Raw genomic sequence first — 19342 nt, 5'->3', positions numbered from 1 at the left:
TTTAGGGAAAACCCTGTTTTGGTCGGCGCCATTGTAATGAAAGTCGCGCTTTGTTGCCAGTAAGATATTTTCTGTAAATCTGTAATTTTATTAGAAAAATTATCGTTTGGAGAGTGTTTTGAGACAAAATCTAGTAATAATTACATCATTTACCTTAGGGATGAGCTTTTTCGGTCTTTTCGGTTGTGATAATGACCGAAATATCTCAGCAATTTGTAAAAATAATCCTGAAATTTGTGCCGATTTGCATAAGGATGGCTGGTGTTTGGCCGAAAAAACAAAACTTATTCAGAACCGCTACGAGTTAAAAGACATCGAAAACCCCACAGGCAAACAACTCTATCTGCAATTGACCCATCTTGAGGATTACAGCCGCTGCATTGAACTCGCCTCTGGCGTGCAACATATCATCCACACCAATCGCACCGCTGATAGAGCCAGAGCTTTTAGATTAAGCACCCAGAATTTAAGCTTGCTCCAAGATCAAACCCGCGAGCGACAAGATCCTTTCATGTCCTATTACCAATGGACACGCTTTGGCGATACCGCAGCGCTAAATCGATTGTTAGAACATGAAAACGCCGGTGAAGTGACTGACTCTTTCTTACTTGCCCAAGTCGCCACCTATTACAGCAATCGAAATGCCATCAAAGCGCAACAACTCTATCTTAAAGTCTTTGCAGACATCCAATACGATGATTTCGACGTTAACTGGTTACTTGGGCCTATCGTCAGCAACAGGTATTCGATAAAGCCTATATGCTGACGAAGGCAAATTTACTACTTACGCAGCAGAAGTATTCAGAGGAAAAAATGCTAGCCTTGCTCGGTGGCAATAAAACGCTGGCGACTGAACTCGATTTGAAAGCCCAAGCCCTTATCGATGCGCTAAAAAACGGGACTTATTCTCAGAGTCCAGTAAGACAATGGCTTGATCCTCAAGCGGTTGACCAAGCGCCAACGACAACCGAGGCTGTGCCGCCTGCGCCTGTCGAAAAAACAGACTAAGCAATCGATGGCAAAATGTTTGCCATCTTGTAATTTTTTACCCAATTAACGCGTAAAAAATGGTGATTTCGCGACCGATGTAAAAAAAATACCTAATTTGTTAATCAAGACAGCGGTAAAATGCCGATTTAACTTGACGATAGCTGTCAGTTTGGTAATTTTACTACCAGTTGAATTTTATAATCACCAGAGGGATATGAGATGACTATCCGTGTAGCAATAAATGGCTATGGCCGTATCGGTAGAAACGTATTACGCGCCTTGTACGAAAGCGAAAAAGCTTATCCAATCAAGATTGTCGCTATTAATGATTTAGGCGACGCTTCAATCAACGCTCACCTGACAAAATACGATTCTGTTCACGGTCGTTTCAATGCCAAAGTTGACCATGATGCCGAAGCTATTTATGTGAATGGCGACAAGATCCTCACTTTCCAAGAACGTGATCCTGCAAAACTACCATGGGCTGAGTTGCAAGTAGACGTGGTGTTCGAATGTACCGGTATCTTCACTTCTAAAGAAACTGTTCAACCGCATTTAACCGCTGGCGCGAAGAAAGTGATTATTTCTGCTCCAGGTAAAAACGTCGATGCCACAGTTGTTTACGGTGTGAACAACAACGTACTGACGTCGGACATGACAGTGATTTCAAATGCTTCTTGTACCACTAACTGTTTAGCGCCTTTTGCTAAGCCGTTAAATGACGAGATTGGTATCGAATCAGGCCTGATGACCACGATTCACGCTTATACCAACGATCAACGTTTATCTGACGTATACCACACAGATTTACGTCGTGCTCGTGCTGCAGCACTGTCAATGATCCCAACTAAAACTGGCGCAGCAGCAGCTGTAGGTTTGGTTGTACCTGAATTACAAGGTAAATTCGACGGTTTAGCGGTTCGTGTACCTACAGTTAACGTATCACTGGTGGATTTATCTTTCATCGCTGCCCGTGATACGACAGTTGAAGAAGTGAATGCCATTATCGAACGTGCTGCCAGCGTTGCGCCATTGAGCGAAGTATTAGCAGTAAACAAAGAGCCATTGGTGTCTATCGACTTTAACCACAATGCGTTCTCTTCAAACTTTGACGCCACTCAAACCCGTGTAAACGGCCGTTTAGTGAAAGTGATGTCTTGGTATGATAACGAGTGGGGATTCAGTAACCGTATGTTAGATAACGCGGTTGCACTGATGAACGCAAAGTAATCTAGTTACTAGATCCTGCGTTACTCAATCAAGCCTCGCATTTGCGGGGCTTTTTATTGCCTTAAATTCGATTAAACAATAGCCATAAAAAATCCCCACTCTATCGCGGGGATTTTTATAACACTGGAGAACAGCTAAAGAACGGGCTTAGGCATGCTTAGGCATTACCCTTCACTTTCATATTCAGTGTCTTAGCAAAATCCAGCATGCGCGTCAGCGGGATCAGCGCTTTAACTCTTAAGTCTTCATCCACAAAAATCTCATGGGTGGTTTTATCGCAGTCGGCGAGTGATGCTTCAATCGCCTGTAGACCGTTCATCGCCATCCAAGGACAGTGGGCGCAGCTCTTACAAGTTGCACCGTTACCGCCGGTTGGCGCTTCGATTAAGATTTTACCTGGCGCCGCCTGCTGCATTTTATAGAAGATGCCGCGATCGGTTGCCACGATAAAACGCTCATTTGGCATAGTCTGCGCCGCTTTGATCAGCTGACTGGTCGAGCCAACGGCATCGGCCATCGCCACCACACTGGCTGGTGACTCAGGATGCACAAGGATAGCTGCATCTGGGTAAACGCTTTTCATATCGCGCAGCGCGTTCGATTTAAACTCGTCGTGAACGATACAATCGCCCTGCCACATCAACATTTCGGCGCCCGTCTGTTTAGCAATATAGCTGCCCAAATGACGGTCTGGACCCCAAATGATCTTTTTACCTTCGCTGTCTAAGTGCTCAACGATTTCGAGGGCAATACTGGAGGTCACCACCCAGTCGGCGCGCGCTTTAACGGCAGCCGAAGTATTGGCGTAAACCACCACAGTATGATCTGGGTGCGCGTCGCAGAAAGCACTGAACTTATCGATTGGACAACCTAAGTCCAATGAACAAGTGGCTTCTAAGGTCGGCATTAAAATGGTTTTTTCTGGGCTCAAAATCTTGGCAGTTTCGCCCATAAACTTGACCCCAGCAACGATTAAGGTTTTTGCTGGGTGATCGCGGCCAAAGCGTGCCATTTCTAAGGAGTCTGAAACGCAGCCGCCGGTTTCTTCGGCAAGGGCTTGGATTTCAGGATCGGTATAATAGTGGGCAACCAGAACGGCATCTTTTTCAATGAGCAGTTGTTTGATACGCGCCTTGTAATCGGCTTTTTGCGCATCGGACAAAGGAACTGGCTTAGGCGGAAACGGGTAATCAATGGTTTCTATGCTGGGGGCAAACTGACTCATAACACATCCATCAGGATAACTACGTCCGGGAATTATACGTAATCGGGATCAAAAGATTAACCCATTTATGCAAAGCAAATAAAAAAGGACGCTCTAAAGCGTCCTTTTACTGTCAAATCTGCGTGCCAGCGGCTTAGCGCATGGCCAATAACATCTCTTGCGGCTGCTCCAGATATTGTTTCCACAGATTACAGAAGCGAGCAATGGTACCGCCATCGATCACTCTGTGGTCGCCAGACCAGCTTACTTGCATGATTTGGCGGGCTTCGACTTCCCCTTTCGCGTTAAAACGCGGCAAGGTTTGCAACTTACCTAAGGCCACAATCGCCACTTCAGGTTTGTTGATGATAGGCGTTGCCACTGTGCCACCTAAGGCGCCAATGTTAGAGATGGAAATGGTGCCGTCTTTCAGATCCGCTGGCGCCACGCGGCCACTGCGGGCAGCTTGGGTCAGGCGGGTGATTTCTGCCGCCACTTCTAAAATACTCTTGTCCTGCACATCTTTGATGTTGGGCACCAAGAGACCGACTTTAGAATCCACCGCCATGCCGATATTGTGGCGCGCTTTGTAAGTCAGCTCAGTACAATCAGCATTCACTTGGCTATTCATCACGGGGAACTGACTTAACGCGAGTGACATCGACTTCATGAAGAAAGGCATCATTGTCAGCTTCACTTCATCGGACGAATACTTCACTTTCATGCTTTCACGCAGTGCAACTAAGTCTGTTAAATCAAATTCTTCGCAATAGGTAAAGTGCGGAATGCTCGACACAGATTCCACCATCATGCGTGCCATCACAGCTTTTACGCCGCGAATCGGCTCAACCGTGTCAGCGCGTTGAGTTACTGTCGATGTTAGAACTTGGGTTTGAGATGCTTGCGTCGCTTGAGCTGGCGCCTCTTTTACCTGAGTCGCACTTGATGCAGAAACATTGCTTGCGCCTTGTTGGAAGCGAGTGATGTCTTCCTTATACACACGGCCGTGCTTTCCTGTGCCAGGTACTTGGCTCAAATCGATATCTAACGACCGCGCCATGCGACGAACCGCAGGGCTGGCTAAGGCTTTACCTTGGCGAGCAGGTTCTGCATTCACAGTCTGCGCTGTTGGTGCCGCATTGGACACAGTATCAGTGTTTGTTGCTGCAGGTGCAGAAGCCGTCTGTTCAACTTCAATGGCAAATAAAGGCGCATGCACTTTTGCCAGCTGACCTTTACGATAATGCAGTTTGGCAATTTTACCCGCTTTAATGGCAGGAATTTGCACCAGCGCTTTATCTGTCATCACGTCCGCAATCGGTTGATCTTCCTCAACCCAATCACCTTCGCTCACTAGCCATTCGACGAGTTCACATTCAACAATGCCTTCGCCGATATCCGGTAGTAAGAACTCTTCAATACTGACGGATGAACTAGATGACGTATTGGCAGTTGTTGCAGCCACAGACTCAGTCACTTTTGCAGTCGTCGCAGCAGGTTCAGTCGCAGATTCTTCACCTGCGATGTCAACGGCAGCTTCAATTTGTACGGCATAGAGCGGCGCATGCACTTTCGCAATATCGCCTTTAGCGTAATACAGCTTAGTGACCACGCCCGCAAATGGCGCAGGGATTTGCACTAGGGCTTTGTCTGTCATGACATCGGCAATCGGCTGATCTTCAACGACTGTGTCGCCTTCTTTGACCAACCATTCAACCAATTCACACTCCACTACACCTTCGCCAATATCCGGCAAAATAAAATCTTTAATCATACCGGACTCCTAGAAGGTCACTGATGCTTTGATGGCTTCAAACGTTTTGAACGCATCAGGCATGTATTCTTTTTCATGAATGAGTGGGTACGGGGTATCTAAACCACAAACGCGGCTGATGGGCGACTCTAGATACAAGAAGCATTCTTGCTGGATTGTCGCGGCAATTTCACCGGCAAAACCACCAGTTAATGGCGCTTCATGGTTAACCAGCAAACGTCCGGTCTTTTTGACTGAATCGGCAACGGTATCAATATCCCAGGGTGACAAGGTGCGTAAATCAATAATTTCGCAGGAGATCCCTTCTTTAGCGGCCATGTCGGCGGCTTTTTCAAGGATTTCCATTTGCGCGCCCCACGCCACTAAGGTGATGTCTTTACCTTCGCGAACCACTTCAGCCTTGCCCAGTTCAATTTCATAATCGCCCGCTGGTACTTCGCCAACCGATGCGCGATATAAACGCTTAGGTTCAAAGAAGATCACTGGGTTTTTGTCACGAATTGACGCTAACAACAGGCCTTTGGCTTGCTCGGGGTTACGTGGCACCACCACTTTTAATCCCGGTGTCTGGGTAAAATAAGCTTCGGGTGATTGTGAGTGATAATGGCCGCCAGCGATGCCGCCGCCATAGGGCGTACGGAACACTAATCCACCGACATCGAATTCATTGCCGCTACGGTAACGGAACTTGGCCGACTCGTTGACGATTTGATCGAACGCCGGAAAGATATAATCGGCGAATTGGATTTCAGCCACAGCAGTCATGCCATTTGAGGCTAAACCATTAGCAAAACCGGCAATACCTTGCTCTGTCAGCGGGGTATTGAAGCAGCGATCGCGACCAAATTTTTCTTGAAGACCGGAAGTGGCGCGAAATACCCCGCCAAAGTGCCCCACATCTTCACCAAAAACCACCATGCGCTCATCGGCTTGCATGGCTATCGACAAGGCCTCATTGACGGCCTGTAACATATTCATTTCAGCCACGGCTTATAGTCTCCCTGCACTTTTTGGATAGGCTTGCGGATATTTTTTGATATGTTCTTTAAGATCGGCGAGTTGCTTTTTCAGCACAGGCGTCGGCTTGTCGTACACATCTTCAATAATTTCATCCAGCATAGGCACAGGAATTTTTTCAGCCACTTTTACCGCAGCCAATACTTCTTCACGATATTTCTCATGCAGTTTCACATCATCCGCTTCAGCTAACCAACCTTTGTTGATAAGCCATAATTTGAAGCGTTTGACCGGATCGTGTTGCTGCCACTTGGCTTCTTCATCTTTCGAGCGATAACCTGATGGATCGTCTGATGATGAATGCGCGCCGAGACGGTAAGTCATGGCTTCAATCAGCACAGGGGCATTATGCTCAATCGCATAGGCGCGAGCTTGCTGCGTTGCGGCTAACACGGCCAGCATGTCATTGCCGTCAACACGAATGGTGTGCATGCCATAACCCACACCGCGACTCGCAATACCGTTACCAGCAAACTGCTCTTCAGTTGGGGTTGAAATGGCGTAGCCATTGTTACGACAGAAGAAAATCACTGGACACTTCAATACTGCGGCCATGTTTAGACCGGCATGGAAGTCCCCTTCCGATGCTGCGCCTTCGCCAAAATAACAAACCGCGACTTTGCGCTTACCTTGCATTTTTAAGCTGTAGCCCACACCCGTCGCCTGCGGGATTTGTGTCGCAAGGGGTGAAGAAATCGTTTGATAATGCAATGCTGCACTACCGTAGTGAATAGGCATTTGGCGACCTTTACCAAGATCTTTCTCGTTACTGAACATCTGATTCATAAACTGTTCAGTGGTAAAGCCGCGATAACGCAACGCCGCATGCTCACGGTATTGCGCGAGGATAACGTCTTCTTGATCGAGAGCGGCCACACTGCCGACAATCGCCGCTTCTTCACCCGTACAGGTCATGTAGAAGCTGATGCGCCCTTGACGTTGGGCACCTAACATACGTTCATCGAGTACCCGAGTGAACACGCAGGTATCGTAAATTTTAATGGCTAAGGTTTCATCTATCACAGGCAAAACCGCGGTTTCATAAGTGGTGCCGTCGGCTTGTAGAATTCGAAGGATAGGAATGTGTAGCGATGCCTTATCCAAGAAGCCGACACGGTGCACTGTATCAGTGTTGAGTGTTGCTTTGCTCATATTGTGCTCTTGTTATCTCATTACGCACCAAAGCGTTTTGATGCGTCTGTTTATACGAATATGCCCGACGAACATTACGTTAACGTAAACTACCTATCAACCATTGGCATAGCTCAAACCACAAGTTATCCCTGCCTCGCATGTATATATTGCTTTACAAGCCTAACGCACGTCCGCATTCACTGCAGGGATCAGGCAAATCACAGTGCGATTGCCAATAGGCACTTTGGCATTAGGGAACACGACAGACTCAAACTCATGTTCCACTTTAATTTCTTGCCCACCTTCCCGCGCTAAGACAAAACCTTTCGGGAAAGATCTGAAGTTTTCGACATCGGTTGCGAAGGTAAATTCAAAATCATCGAAATGTTTATTGATGACGCGGCACACTTGGTACAAGTTAACCTTATCGGCATCAAATGCATCCAACTCCAACGGCTTAGCGGTGATCAAGCGCATAAACATTTCATGGGTGGCGATAAAACGCGTCATGTCGTTCTGCCCCATGGGATAGACTTTGCCAAGCTCAATAGTAAAGGCATCGGCGCCGTAGCGTTCAGAGGAAAAATAGCTAAAGGTCGTGGTCGGTTCGTGGTGAAAAAGTACCGTATCGACACCGCTAGCGGCTAAAAACATGATTTGCTCGCCGCTAAAGGCACGCGCTGGACGATAGGGATAGATAGCGAACTTTTCATGCTTCGAGGCGCGCATCGCCGTGTGCAGATCATAATGAATGCGCTGACGACCATCGGCAACCGCGGTATAAAAACGGTCGATATAGGCTTCGAGTTTTTTGGCGCGCACTCGCTCAGGATTGACTAATCCCGGAGGATTGGAATGCTCACCACTAAAGAGACGATTCATGTTCTCATCGATAATCCGCGTGCCGTTATTAATCGCTAATGGATTACCAATCAGGAATAAAGTGCGCTGTTTAGCAATGATCTTTTGCTGTAAAAGCTGCTTAATTAAGCCATTGCAGAGTTCAATGGGCGCGGTCTCGTTACCGTGAATACCGCAAGAAAGGACAACATCTTTTCCTTCATTCTGGGCGGGCTCAAAAACGATAACGCCGGTATCCCACACTTCAACTTGGGTATGGTCGCCTAAGCGAAATGAAAACTCGCTATCGAACTGTTCAGGATGGGCTAAGGTGAGCGCTAAAAAATCCTTTGAATCTAACAGAGCTTGTAACACAGAATTCTCCTTATAATGGTGTGTAACAGTAACGGCGCAATAGCATCAATGCAGATAGCCATAACCACTCAAGCATTCATCTCACCGCGGTTAGGCTGACTCGCACCTTAAAAAGCGGCTTCAATACTAACACATGTTTTTAATGCTGTTCTCAGACATTTATCGCCATAGGACCCAGTTTTGAACGGAATAAGATCAACGCGGCGCTTTGCGATGCCGAGTGTAAATTTCCCATCATCTTATCGAAAAATCGTCCTGCATAAATATTCCTGCTAGAGGCTTGCTTTTGCGCGCGAGTTTTATCACAATCCTTAGCCATCTAGACTTCTATTGGATTTAATTATGGCGTTAGCAACCTTTGGTGCCGGCTGTTTCTGGGGCGTAGAGTATTTTTTTAGACAAGTGAATGGCGTATCGAATGCCACCTGCGGTTACATGGGCGGCAATAATAGTGCGACCACCTATGAAGAAGTCAAAAAAGGCAAAACGGGCCACGCCGAAGTGGTACAAGTGGAGTTTGACCCTGCCCTGGTCAGTTATGAAGCCTTGCTCGAGGTATTTTGGAAAAACCACAATCCAACCAGTCTGAACATGCAAGGTGGAGATATTGGCACTCAATATCGCAGCACGATTTTCTTCCATGACAGTGAACAAAAAGCCGCAGCAGAAGCCTCTAAACTCGCCTTTGCCCGCTCAGGTCGTTGGGGATTACGCCATATCGTGACTGAAATTGTGCCATTGCAACAGTTTCATGTGGCAGAGGAATATCACCAAAATTACATCGATAAGAATAACTTACCGAGTTGCCATATCGAGTACTAAATACAGTCAAATCAGCATGAGATCAACTACTCATAACTGACATTAGACACAAACAAAAACGCACTCAGATCTGAGTGCGTTTGTTTTTGATACTTTATAAACTTAATGCTGCATTAAGCGTTCAGCGCCTTATCAATTAATGCCTGCGCATCTTTGATGATTTCAGCTAAATGCTGCTCACTGATAAAACTCTCGCCGTAGATCTTAAATAACGCTTCCGTGCCCGATGGACGCGCGGCAAACCAACCATTCGCCGTAGTCACTTTGATGCCACCAATGGCCGCATTATTGCCCGGCGCATGGGTTAACACGTTTTCGATTGTCTCACCCGCAAGCACAGTGGCATTTAAGGTTTCTGCATTCAATAACGCAAATTTGGCCTTGTTTTCAAGACTGATTGGGCTATCGATACGCTTATAAAAACTTTGGCCAAATTGTTCTACTAGCTCTTGATGGCGTTGACCTGGGGTTTTACCTGTTACCGCAAGAATTTCTGCGGCAAGTAAACCTAAAATGAAGCCGTCTTTATCCGTGCACCACGTTGTGCCATCACGGCGTAAAAATGCCGCGCCAGCGCTTTCTTCACCGCCAAAGGCGATGGTGGCTTCGGCTAAACCATCAACAAACCACTTAAAGCCCACAGGCACTTCGAGTAATTTTTTGCCGTGGAAAGCACAGATTTTATCGATAAGCGCGCTCGATACTAAGGTTTTACCTATGGCTAAGGTATCGCTCCAATCCGGTCTGTGCGTCAGTAAATAATCGATAGCGACCGCAAGATAGTGATTAGGGTCCATCAAGCCGGTACCAGGGCAGACAATGCCGTGACGGTCATAGTCAGGATCGTTACCAAGGCATAAATCAAAGGATTCTTTATGGGCGAGTAACCCTGCCATCGCATAGGGAGACGAGCAATCCATGCGGATTTTGCCGTCTTTATCCAGCGGCATAAAGCTAAAGCTTGGGTCAACTTTATCATTGACTAAGGTAATATCGAGCCCATAACGCGCGGCAATCGGTGCCCAGTAGAAAATCCCTGAACCACCGAGCGGGTCAACGCCGATACGCAGCTTAGCGTTGGCAATCGCCTGCATGTCGATAACATTTTCTAAATCAGCCACATAGGGAGTGATCAAATCAATGGCGTAGACATAGCCTGAAGCCAGCGCTTCGGCATACGCTAATTTTTGCACGCCAGCTAACGCTTGGCGCAAGTAATCATTGGCACGCGACTCAATCCAAGCAGTGATATTTCCTTCTGCTGGTCCGCCATGGGGTGGATTGTATTTGATCCCGCCATCTTGAGGCGGATTGTGAGAAGGCGTGATAATCAAACCATCGGACAGTGCCGCACCTGTGATATTGGCTTCACGATTGGCGCAAATCACCCCATGGGACACCACTGGTGTTGGCGTGAAACCATCATTCTGCTGGATGTGCACTGTGACTTTATTTGCCGCCAGCACTTCAATGGCCGATAAATAAGCCGCATAGGATAACGCATGGGTGTCAATCCCGAGGATAAACGGCCCATTGATATTCACCGATTGGCGATAATCCACCACAGCTTGGGTAATCGCCCAAATGTGTTGTTGGTTAAAACTGCCATTGAAGGCGCAGCCTCTGTGCCCAGAAGTGCCAAAGGTGACGCGTTGTTGTATGTCATCCATATTTGGCGTGATGCTGTAATAATGGCTCATCAGTTTTGGAATATTGACCAGATCCGTCTGATTAGCGATTTGTCCTGCCCTTTGATGTATTGCCACCTATGGATCTCCTGCACTCAATTACAATTAAAAACAATGGTTAAACTTAGCTCAATAGCTGATTAAATGGCTCACCCGCGGATTAAACGCGCTCGGCAATGCCCGCAGCAACCGTTGCATCACAACCAAATTGCACTAAGACTTCGGATAAAATGGTGCGTTTCTTGGCGGTATTGTTGTTGCTCGTCACCCAGAAACCACTGGTACCGATTTCTTTAGGATTCGCCGATGCGCTCGCTTCCAGTAATTGCTCTTTCGAACGGGCAAAATACAAACGATCGCGCCCTTGGATCTGCAGAATTTGCGAGAACTGCTCTGGGGCTAATTGATACAGACTTTCGAGCAAAAAGAGGAAACGCCCTACCGCGCCTTTTTGTTGCGATAACAGATGTTCATCGACTAAGCGACTAAAGTCATTCACAGCAGGTGCAGCTTGAATCGGCTCAGCCTCTAAACTTGGTTGGCTTATCGCCAAAGGCTGAGGTGGTTCGACCGCATCGACGGACAGGCCGAGTAATCGACGAAGAATGTCAGAGGCGCTCTCACCAATACGTTCTGTTTTGCTGGCAATATGACGATAGAGCTCTTCATCAACTTCGATATATTTCATAACCTTAATTATCCTTTGTTATTCGACAGGCTTAACCGAAAAAAGTGTACCACAGCGATCGGGGCAGATCATTGCGATCGGTTACCAGTGTATCCATGTCTATCAATCTGATAAAGCGCCATTATTCTAAAAATGCGTGAAATAGCACAGCAAACTAGCAGATAATCGACAATTGCCGAAAAAGCGCCCAAGTTAATCGCTGCATACACGCCAAAGTAGCAACTGACTTGTCAAGCCAACGGCATTAAGGGCACAATTCGCGCCACGTTAAGCTAAACATATTCAACAGGAATCACCATGAACTTTGTTTCTACAGGCCAAGGACCCGCAGTACTCTTGATCCACGGCTTGTTCGGCAACCTAGATAACCTCAAAGGCCTAGGGCAAGTATTAGAAAGCCAGTATCAGGTTATTCGTGTCGATGTGCCCAATCATGGGTTAAGTGAGCATTGGGATGAGATGGATTACCCTCGCCTCGCCACGGCCATGGTTGCATTACTCGACGAACTGGCTATTGAACGCGCCCATATAGTGGGTCACTCCATGGGCGGTAAAATCGCCATGGCGACAGCGTTAGCTCATCCAGAGCGCATTATCAGCATGGTGGCAGCAGATATTGCCCCCGTCGCCTATGAGCCAAGACATGACTTAGTGTTTGCCGCATTAGAAAGTCTGCCCTTAGAAGGTCATACCGACAGACGCTTTGCCCTTAACCACTTAATAGACAAAGGTATCGACGAAGCCACGGCGCAGTTTTTACTCAAAAACCTGCAACGTACCGATACGGGCTTTCGTTGGAAGCTGAACTTAATTGGGCTAAAGGCTTGTTATCCCAATATTATTGGTTGGCACAATCAAGCACCAAATTCAGTACAAAGCTATAATGGCCCGAGTCTATTTATTCGTGGTGGTGACTCAAATTATGTCACTGGTGAGCACAGAAGCGCTATCATGGCGCAATTCCCTGCGGCGCAGGCGAAAACCCTCGAAGGCTGTGGTCATTGGTTACATGCACAGAAACCCGCCATCTTTAACCGGATTGTGTCTGAATTTATTGACAAACAAGCAATGTAAATCAGCAGCAAACTCGACCTAAAGCATATGGCAGCCGCCATCTTGATGTGATATATTCGCGCCTCTTTTGGCCTTAGAACACTCTCGAGGACTAAGAAAGTATGTTATCTCAGTACATGGAACAAATTGAAACCATCGGCCTGAACCTGTTTTTTGCCTCGATATTTTTCTTTATCGGCATGGCCATCCACGATGTGCTTAAACAAGGTAACGTGCCGAAATTTGGTCGATTTATTGTTTGGTTAGTGTTATTTCTCGGCTGCGCCGGGTTTATTGTAAAAGGTATTATCCAGATCACTTGGGAAGGCTCAGGGATCGGTTAACAATAAGAACATGGCAAAAGAAGCGACAGACAGAACCACCATTGACCTTTTTGCCAATGAAAAGCGCCGGGGCCGCCCACGAAGTAATCCTTTGTCCCGTAGCCAGCAGCTTAAGGTCAACAAACGCAATCAAATCCAGCGCGATAAAGCCAACGGATTAAAGCGAATAGAGTTAAAGGTGTCACAAGATTTGTATGACGCCTTGAATGAGCAGGCATTGGCCAGTAACATCAGCCGTAGCCAGTTAATCGAATTAATTCTTCAGCAACAAGTTGAGTGCTGAACGAGTACCAGCAAGATTAACGTAATAAGTGAACTAGACATTAAAGGATAGACAATGGCAACTGTAGGTCTTTTTTTCGGTAGCGACACAGGTAACACCGAAGCCGTAGCCAAGATGATCCAGAAAAAACTGGGTAAAAAAATGGTTGAGGTGAAAGATATCGCCAAAAGTACCAAAGAACAGATTGCAGAGTATGACTTGCTGCTGTTCGGCATCCCAACCTGGTATTACGGCGAAGCTCAATGTGACTGGGATGATTTCTTCCCTGAACTAGAGCAAATTGATTTTACTGACAAACTTGTCGCTATTTTTGGTTGTGGTGATCAAGAAGACTATGCTGAGTATTTCCTTGATGCCATGGGCATGGTTGGCGATATCGTTCAGGCGCGTGGTGGTATCATCATTGGTCACTGGCCAACTGCAAGCTACAACTTTGAAGCCTCTAAGGGTCAAGTTGATGACGACCACTTTATTGGTTTAGGTATCGATGAAGATCGTCAGCCAGAACTGACCGAAGAGCGTGTCGATGCTTGGGTTAAGCAAATTTACGAAGAAATGTGCTTAGCTGAATTAGAAGACTAATTGGGCTAACCATTCGATTAAAGCGGCCTTAACGCCGCTTTTTTTATGCTTATATTTCTACTTGTTGTAACTAAGAATAACGACATACCACACTCATGACCAACACACCCCGCTGCACCCATTGGGATATCTTTTGTACCGTCGTCGATAACTATGGCGATATTGGCGTCACTTGGCGTTTAGCCAAACAAATGGCTAATGAGTACCACATTCCCGTTAATTTGTGGGTCGACGACCTCGCAAGCTTCTCGCACATATTACCGACACTCGATCCACTAAAAAACACTCAAAGCTTCAATGGTGTGAATATTATTCATTGGACTAGACCTTTACCCGTAGCGTTTGTTGCAGGAACAGTGCTCATCGAAGCCTTTGCCTGTGAATTACCCGAACAGGTAAAAGCGCAGTTGGTTTATTTACATGAGAACGACCCCGAATCTGTGCCTATCTGGTTGAATTTAGAATATTTAAGCGCTGAGGATTGGGTCGAAGGCTGCCATGGTTTGCCTTCATTACAAGCCAATGGTTTAAAGAAGTATTTTTACTTCCCGGGCTTTGGCGCAAAAACCGGTGGGCTCATCTGCGAGCAAGATTTGTTTGCCGAGCGCGATGCTTGGCAAGCTAACTCAGCTAACAAATTACAGCTTTTTAGTCAGCTAGGTCTTAAGGGGATTGAGGCTCAAGATACTGTGATTAGCATCTTTAGCTATGAAACCGAGGCACTGCCGGCGTTATGCGAGTTATGGCAGCAATCGGCCGAGAAAATCCATGCGTTGATCCCCAAGGGGCGCAGCTTAAACAGTCTGAGGCATTTACTGCCCTGTGATATTGCCTCGCTAGTGCCGGGTCAGCAGATAAATCATGGCAATTTAACCCTGCATATTTTACCCATGACAGACCAACAGGGGTTTGATCGTCTGCTCTGGAGCTGCGATTTTAATATCGTGCGCGGTGAAGATTCCTTTTTACGCGCTCAATGGGCCGCAAAACCCTTCATTTGGCACATTTATCCCCAAGAAGATGATTATCACCTCGTAAAATTAGAAGCTTTTCTCAAACTTTACTGCGATAATCTGCCACCTAAAATTGCTTGTTATTGGTCTGAATTGAATCTTGCGTTCAACCAAGCACAGCAATCTGCCGTGAGCCTTCACTGGCAAAACCTTAATCCTGTTAATTTGCCCTTGTTGCACCATGCTAAACAATGGCCAATTAATGCATTAAATGCTGCAGATCTCGCTACTCGACTAGTTCAGTTCGTTAAAAACAGCTAAGATACTGCGCGAAAACAGAAAAATCTAAATATAGGAAATAGTGTAATGAAAACTGCTCATGAAATCCGTCCTGGTAACGTGATCATGTTAGATGGCAGCCCATGGGTTGTGCAGAAAACTGAAACAACTCGTTCTGGCCGTAACGCTGCTATCGTTAAGTTAAAGTTGAAAAACTTACTGCTTAACTCTGGTACTGAAACGACTTTCAAAGGTGAAGATAAGTTAGAAGACATCATCCTAGATCGTCTTGATTGTACTTATTCTTACTTTGCTGATCCTATGTTTGTATTCATGGATGCAGAATATAACCAATACGACGTAGAAGCTGAAAACTTAGGTGATGCAGCGGCTTATATCGTTGACGGTATGGAAGAAACTTGCCAAGTGACTTTCTACGATGGCAAAGCTATCTCTGTTGAAATGCCAACCACTATCGTACGTGAAGTCATCTACACTGAGCCTTCAGCTCGTGGCGATACTTCAGGTAAAGTGATGAAGCCTGCAACTATCACTGGCGGCGGCACTGTTACTGTTGCTGACTTCGTGAAAGTTGGCGACAAGATTGAAATCGATACTCGTACTGGCGAATTCAAGAAGCGCGTTTAATCGCCCTTCTCGTTTCCAGACGAAGAAAAGCCAGTGCTTGCACTGGCTTTTTTGTTGCTGTTTTTTAGTCGCGTGATTTGTGGGATGTATTTGTGGGATGTCGAGTCACTTAAGGGATAAAGCGTTATCCAGCAACATCCCCTCAGAAAATAAGCACTAGCATTGCGGCCCTAAGAAACGTCGCTCCCAAGTACCTATCTCACTCAAATAACTTTGAAACTCAATCTCCTTCACTGACACAAAACCCGTGACAAAATCATCCCCAAGTAAACGTCTTGCCGAATCACTTTGGCGCATTTGCGTTAATGCAGCCAGAAATGTCTGCGCTAAGTCATGGCTGCTCTCATAAGCACTACCGGTTTCAGGCGCGCTTGGCTGCCGGAAATGTAACGTCGGAATGAATTGATATTGGGTGCGAATAACAACATTAAATCAGGCAGATACTTTTGTAATCCGCCGATGTAATGGTGAAAACGTTCAGTATCGCTACCATCTACATGGCTGAAAATATTCTTGCCTTTATCATCCACGACACTTTGATGTAAATGCATAGAACTGCCGGGTTGGCCTGCTATGGGTTTCGCCATAAAAATCGCGTTCAAACCATGTTTAATGGCGATTTCTTTCGCCGCGTATTTAAACATAAAAGCTTGATCTGCTAAGGCCAGCGGATCGCCATGCACTAAGTTAATTTCATATTGCGATAGCCCCATCTCATGGATCCAAGTATCTCCTTTGATCCCAATCGCATCTATAGCAGCATTAAACTCATCCCAAAATGGCGCGAGTTCATTGAGCATATTCATGCTAAACGCAGATTGACCGTTTTCAGCTCGGCCACTTTTTGAAATGGGCGCCTGATACGGCGCACTCGGATCGGTATTGGCTTCAGTCAGATAAAACTCAATCTCAGGTGCGACCACGGGCGTTAACCCCAAGGCTTGGTAACGGGCCAACACATTTTTTAAAATGGATCGCGGCGCAAATGGACATAAATTGCCATCGAGCAACACACAGTCATGGATGGCAAATGCGCGCGGCACTGTGCTCCACGGGATCATTTTTAGGGTGCTGTAATCGGGGACGAGTAACAGATCAGGATCAGCATCGGGGAAAATTGGATCGTAGGAATACTCACCGGTAATCGCCTGCATCGAAATCGCTTGGGCAATACGTAACTCAGCACCCTGAGCAAAGCTTCGGGCTGGCATGAGCTTCCCCCTTGGATAGCCTGAGATATCAGGGAATAAACATTCGACATCACGTATTGTGCCGTGCTGGAAAAACGCAGTAAGAAGGGTTGAGTCCATTTGATTCGTTTGCCACTAATGTTGAAAATAACACCATGAAGGATGCAAAGTATAATCAGGCTTTGATTTGAAAAGCTACATGGCAATGATGAAATATGTAAAATATAAATGACAATTCCGTAAAATATAATTTGACATCAGCTGGGCGTCTTCATTTAAGAGTGTAAGCGCGGTTATCCTAGTTCAAGCCTAGCCACTCTCCACTCGCCTTTTCCCCACTTTAAACGCTGAACCCAATTACGGCAGATATAAAAAAACCAGCCGCAGCTGGTTTCTTATTCTAATCATGAAAGTATTTACGCAATCACGATAAAGCCGATAAACGCCAGTACAGCGGCGATCAGCGCATAAGGTAACTGAGTCACAGCATGGCTCACTAAGTTACAACCAGAGCCTTGTGCGGCCAATACGGTTGAATCTGAGTAGAAGCACGCTTGGCTACCAAATGATGATGCCGACAACAAGGCGCCAATCACTAATGGGATATCCGCGCCCACCGATTGCGCTAATGGCATAACGATAGGAATGGTCACCGCAAAAATGCCCCAGCTCGAACCCGTCGCAAACGCGAGGATCGCCATGGATAAAAACACCACAGCAGGCAGCAATTTAGGCGTCATAAACGGGCTTAAGGATTCAATCACATACTGCGGCAGTAATAACTGATCGCATACGTCCTTAAACACAAACGCCGCAATCACAGTGCTAATCGCCGGTAGCATGCTTTTAAAGCCATCAATCATCTGATCCATCATCTCGGATAACGGCATCAAACGCTGCACAGCATAATAAGGGATAGTGATGACTAAAGTCGCCAGCAAGCCTTTCCACACGTCGATATCAAAGTACACGGTAAAAGCCACTAACAAACCAATCGGCACTAAAAAGTTATGCAGCTTGCCATGATTATCGGCGTGCTTAAATTCCTCTTCTATGGCTTTAACCGCATATTCATCCGAGGTTTGCACTTGGTCGAAATCCACCTGGGCTTCTGCTGGCTCGCCTTGGGCGGCGCGCAGCTGCGCAGTTTTCATCGGACCAATGGCAGGCACTATGCCAAGTACCACAAGTAGCACCATAGCCACGGCTAACCAAGCGTAAAGCATGTAAGGAATCGCTTGCATGTAGACAGCAATGCCCTGACCTTCAGCCGCAACACCGTTATCGACCAATAACCCACCAAAGAATACTGCCCAAGTCGATAATGGCACTAACACGCACACAGGCGCGGCAGTGGAATCTACAACATAGGCGAGCATCTCACGGGACACTTTAAATTTATCCGTTACACGCTTCATGGTTTCACCCACGGTCAGCGCATTGAGATAATCATCAATAAAAATCACGATCCCAAGAATAAACGTCATCAACAGGGAAGATTTGGGTCCCTTAGCAAATCTCAGTGCATTACGGCCGAACGCTAACGCGCCGCCGGTGCGGACCAAAAGCGCAATCAGCGCACCAAAACCACCACACACCAGAATCAACCAACCTATGGTTTCATCGGCCATGACCTTCAATGACACACTGGCAAAATTGTTTAAGACTTGACTGGGATCGAGTAACAGGAAACCGGTTACCGCACCTATGATCAGAGATAAAATGGGACGGCGTAACCAAATAGCTAACACCAATACCACCAAAGGTGGGATGAGACTTAACGCTGTCGGTTCAGACATGCACTTAGGTCCTCTAAATAAATCGCCTAAAAGGCAAATGGTTTTAGAATGACGTCTGAAATCAACATGATTCAGAACGTCAACACAGCTGCTTCATGATGACTAACCCTGAAGATAAAACCCGCTAATTGCTTGCTATCTGAGGTGCCTTGCCAAAAACATCGCGCAGAAAATAAAGCGCATCGAATATTGAGTCAACTATAAATTTAACTTGATAGAAAATAATTTTAAAGGCTACAAACAAAATCAACATAACATCATGATTTTAAGGAGTTTTAACTCACTCGCAACGAAACCGTTTATGATCCTTTCAGCTTAATAAGCATTCAATAAATATGCCTATTTATCACAAGGTCATATACAGCTTGCATAAGTTGATCTTATCGAGGAACTGTGATTAAAAATCAATCATTAAGCTTTTGCTAAAATACACTTTTCCCCTATTAAGA

At 46.2% G+C, this 19342-nt stretch carries 16 protein-coding genes and 2 pseudogenes; 9 read left to right on the top strand and 9 right to left on the bottom strand.

Annotation, left to right across the window (positions count from 1 at the left end):
* The first annotated feature begins 118 nt into the window (after nucleotides 1-118).
* Together FW758_RS10095 and gap are read left to right on the top strand one after the other, a co-directional pair.
* Nucleotides 119-1008, top strand: a pseudogene (locus tag FW758_RS10095) (DUF2989 domain-containing protein).
* A 201-nt stretch (nucleotides 1009-1209) separates the two neighbouring features.
* A complete protein-coding gene (gap, locus tag FW758_RS10090) occupies nucleotides 1210-2220 on the top strand; it encodes a type I glyceraldehyde-3-phosphate dehydrogenase (RefSeq protein WP_006081590.1) in 1011 nt (336 codons plus the stop codon).
* 157 nt (nucleotides 2221-2377) lie between these two features.
* Here gap and nadA read toward each other — a convergent pair whose 3' ends face one another.
* From nadA to astE, 5 genes are all read right to left on the bottom strand, one after another.
* Nucleotides 2378-3445 (bottom strand): quinolinate synthase NadA, encoded by a 1068-nt coding sequence (gene nadA, locus FW758_RS10085; protein WP_259581293.1) that lies wholly within the window; start codon nucleotides 3443-3445, stop codon nucleotides 2378-2380.
* Between the two features lie 133 nt (nucleotides 3446-3578).
* Nucleotides 3579-5198 (bottom strand): dihydrolipoyllysine-residue acetyltransferase, encoded by a 1620-nt coding sequence (locus tag FW758_RS10080; RefSeq protein ID WP_446445303.1) that lies wholly within the window; start codon nucleotides 5196-5198, stop codon nucleotides 3579-3581.
* A 9-nt stretch (nucleotides 5199-5207) separates the two neighbouring features.
* Entirely contained in the window at nucleotides 5208-6185 is a 978-nt protein-coding gene (locus tag FW758_RS10075) for an alpha-ketoacid dehydrogenase subunit beta (RefSeq protein WP_006081587.1), read from the bottom strand.
* Between the two features lie 3 nt (nucleotides 6186-6188).
* Nucleotides 6189-7367 (bottom strand): thiamine pyrophosphate-dependent dehydrogenase E1 component subunit alpha, encoded by a 1179-nt coding sequence (locus FW758_RS10070; RefSeq protein ID WP_446445302.1) that lies wholly within the window; start codon nucleotides 7365-7367, stop codon nucleotides 6189-6191.
* A 162-nt stretch (nucleotides 7368-7529) separates the two neighbouring features.
* Entirely contained in the window at nucleotides 7530-8564 is a 1035-nt protein-coding gene (astE, locus tag FW758_RS10065) for a succinylglutamate desuccinylase (RefSeq protein WP_446445301.1), read from the bottom strand.
* Between the two features lie 342 nt (nucleotides 8565-8906).
* On the opposite strand from astE, the gene msrA reads away from it, so the two are divergent.
* The gene (gene msrA, locus FW758_RS10060) at nucleotides 8907-9386 is read left to right on the top strand and encodes a peptide-methionine (S)-S-oxide reductase MsrA (RefSeq protein ID WP_413485017.1); all 480 of its coding nucleotides are present in this window, start codon (nucleotides 8907-8909) and stop codon (nucleotides 9384-9386) included.
* A 113-nt stretch (nucleotides 9387-9499) separates the two neighbouring features.
* Here msrA and pgm read toward each other — a convergent pair whose 3' ends face one another.
* Both pgm and seqA read right to left on the bottom strand, forming a co-directional pair.
* On the bottom strand, nucleotides 9500-11152 hold the full coding sequence (pgm, locus tag FW758_RS10055) for a phosphoglucomutase (alpha-D-glucose-1,6-bisphosphate-dependent) (RefSeq protein ID WP_446445300.1): 1653 nt from the start codon (nucleotides 11150-11152) through the stop codon (nucleotides 9500-9502).
* A gap of 82 nt (nucleotides 11153-11234) precedes the next feature.
* Nucleotides 11235-11762: a replication initiation negative regulator SeqA gene (seqA, locus tag FW758_RS10050; protein ID WP_259521703.1), complete on the bottom strand. Its 528-nt coding sequence runs from the start codon at nucleotides 11760-11762 to the stop codon at nucleotides 11235-11237.
* 297 nt (nucleotides 11763-12059) lie between these two features.
* Between seqA and FW758_RS10045 the strand changes: the two genes are divergently transcribed.
* The 6 genes from FW758_RS10045 (at nucleotide 12060) to efp (ending at nucleotide 15904) form a co-directional block, all read left to right on the top strand.
* Nucleotides 12060-12836: an alpha/beta fold hydrolase gene (locus FW758_RS10045; RefSeq protein WP_063884412.1), complete on the top strand. Its 777-nt coding sequence runs from the start codon at nucleotides 12060-12062 to the stop codon at nucleotides 12834-12836.
* Between the two features lie 101 nt (nucleotides 12837-12937).
* Nucleotides 12938-13159 carry a DUF2788 domain-containing protein gene (locus tag FW758_RS10040; RefSeq protein WP_006081578.1) on the top strand — a complete coding sequence of 74 codons (222 nt, stop codon included), beginning with the start codon at nucleotides 12938-12940 and terminating at the stop codon, nucleotides 13157-13159.
* A 10-nt stretch (nucleotides 13160-13169) separates the two neighbouring features.
* A complete protein-coding gene (ybfE, locus tag FW758_RS10035) occupies nucleotides 13170-13442 on the top strand; it encodes a LexA regulated protein (protein ID WP_006081577.1) in 273 nt (90 codons plus the stop codon).
* A 54-nt stretch (nucleotides 13443-13496) separates the two neighbouring features.
* A complete protein-coding gene (gene fldA / locus FW758_RS10030; RefSeq protein WP_006081576.1) occupies nucleotides 13497-14024 on the top strand; it encodes a flavodoxin FldA in 528 nt (175 codons plus the stop codon).
* A 95-nt stretch (nucleotides 14025-14119) separates the two neighbouring features.
* Complete coding sequence (earP, locus tag FW758_RS10025) at nucleotides 14120-15298, top strand: elongation factor P maturation arginine rhamnosyltransferase EarP (protein WP_446445299.1); 1179 nt, start codon at nucleotides 14120-14122, stop codon at nucleotides 15296-15298.
* 45 nt (nucleotides 15299-15343) lie between these two features.
* Nucleotides 15344-15904, top strand: coding sequence for an elongation factor P (gene efp, locus FW758_RS10020; RefSeq protein ID WP_006081573.1), 561 nt, complete (start codon nucleotides 15344-15346; stop codon nucleotides 15902-15904).
* Nucleotides 15905-16060: 156 nt separating this feature from the next.
* Here efp and FW758_RS10015 read toward each other — a convergent pair.
* Together FW758_RS10015 and FW758_RS10010 are read right to left on the bottom strand one after the other, a co-directional pair.
* Nucleotides 16061-17214 (bottom strand): annotated as a pseudogene (locus tag FW758_RS10015) (glutamine synthetase family protein).
* 296 nt (nucleotides 17215-17510) lie between these two features.
* Entirely contained in the window at nucleotides 17511-18893 is a 1383-nt protein-coding gene (locus FW758_RS10010) for a Na+/H+ antiporter NhaC family protein (RefSeq protein ID WP_006081571.1), read from the bottom strand.
* Between the last annotated feature and the right edge of the window lie 449 nt (nucleotides 18894-19342).

This window comes from Shewanella sp. 1180_01, from assembly GCF_052850535.1.
This window is presented reverse-complemented; position numbering and strand designations above follow the sequence as displayed.